The sequence below is a fragment of the Ureibacillus thermosphaericus genome, assembly GCF_012396605.1.
Lineage (GTDB): Bacteria > Bacillota > Bacilli > Bacillales_A > Planococcaceae > Ureibacillus > Ureibacillus thermosphaericus.
Map to the genome: position 1 here is coordinate 1 of NZ_JAAXPW010000080.1, position 1,237 is coordinate 1,237.

The 1,237-nt window shown below is 50.4% G+C and carries 2 rRNA genes; both read left to right on the forward strand.

Annotation, left to right across the window (positions count from 1 at the left end):
• Nucleotides 1–107: ribosomal RNA gene (locus HF990_RS14840) — 16S ribosomal RNA — on the forward strand; the annotation flags it as partial.
• Nucleotides 108–411: 304 nt separating this feature from the next.
• Nucleotides 412–1,237 (forward strand): 23S ribosomal RNA (locus tag HF990_RS14845); the annotation flags it as partial.

Consider the following 1,237-nt stretch of genomic DNA (forward strand, 5'->3'; position numbering starts at 1 on the left):
GGTGAGGTAACCCTTTCGGGAGCCAGCCGCCGAAGGTGGGACAGATGATTGGGGTGAAGTCGTAACAAGGTAGCCGTATCGGAAGGTGCGGCTGGATCACCTCCTTTCTAAGGATATTTACGGAAGCGTTAGCGTTTTGTGTTCAGTTTTGAAGGTTTATGACCTTCAAAGTTATAGTGTTGTTCTTTGAAAACTGGATAAACGACATTGAAAGCAAGCAATTTACTGTAAAGCGCAAACAACTAGGCTAACACGACGTAAATGCGACGTGGATTGAAAGCCGTAAGGGTTGCGAGACGCAAGCAAGACAAGGAAATGAGCGAGTGAGAACCGGAGTGTACTATATGCGTACATGAGGATTCGAACGAGCGAAATTGACGAAGTATTGCGCAGCGTATCGAAAACCGAAAAGGTTAAGTTGTTAAGGGCGCACGGTGGATGCCTTGGCACTAGGAGCCGATGAAGGACGGGACTAACACCGATATGCTTCGGGGAGCTGTAAGTAAGCTTTGATCCGGAGATTTCCGAATGGGGGAACCCACTGTTCGTAATGGAACAGTATCTTAACGTGAATCCATAGCGTTAAGAAGGCACACCCAGGGAACTGAAACATCTAAGTACCTGGAGGAGAAGAAAGAAAAATCGATTCCCTGAGTAGCGGCGAGCGAAACGGGAACAGCCCAAACCAAGAGGCTTGCCTCTTGGGGTTGTAGGACACTCTATACGGAGTTACAAAAGGATGGGTTAGACGAACCGTTCTGGAAAGGACGGCCAGAGAAGGTAAAAGCCCTGTAGTCGAAAATCCATCCTCTCCTGAGTGGATCCTGAGTACGGCGGAACACGTGAAATTCCGTCGGAATCCGGGAGGACCATCTCCCAAGGCTAAATACTCCCTAGTGACCGATAGTGAACCAGTACCGTGAGGGAAAGGTGAAAAGCACCCCGGGAGGGGAGTGAAAGAGAACCTGAAACCGTGTGCCTACAAGTAGTCAGAGCCCGTTAACGGGTGATGGCGTGCCTTTTGTAGAATGAACCGGCGAGTTACGATTACGTGCAAGGTTAAGCAGAAGATGCGGAGCCGCAGCGAAAGCGAGTCTGAATAGGGCGTTTTGAGTACGTGGTCGTAGACCCGAAACCAGGTGATCTACCCATGTCCAGGGTGAAGGTGAGGTAACACTCACTGGAGGCCCGAACCCACGCACGTTGAAAAGTGCGGGGATGAGGTGTGGGTAGCGGA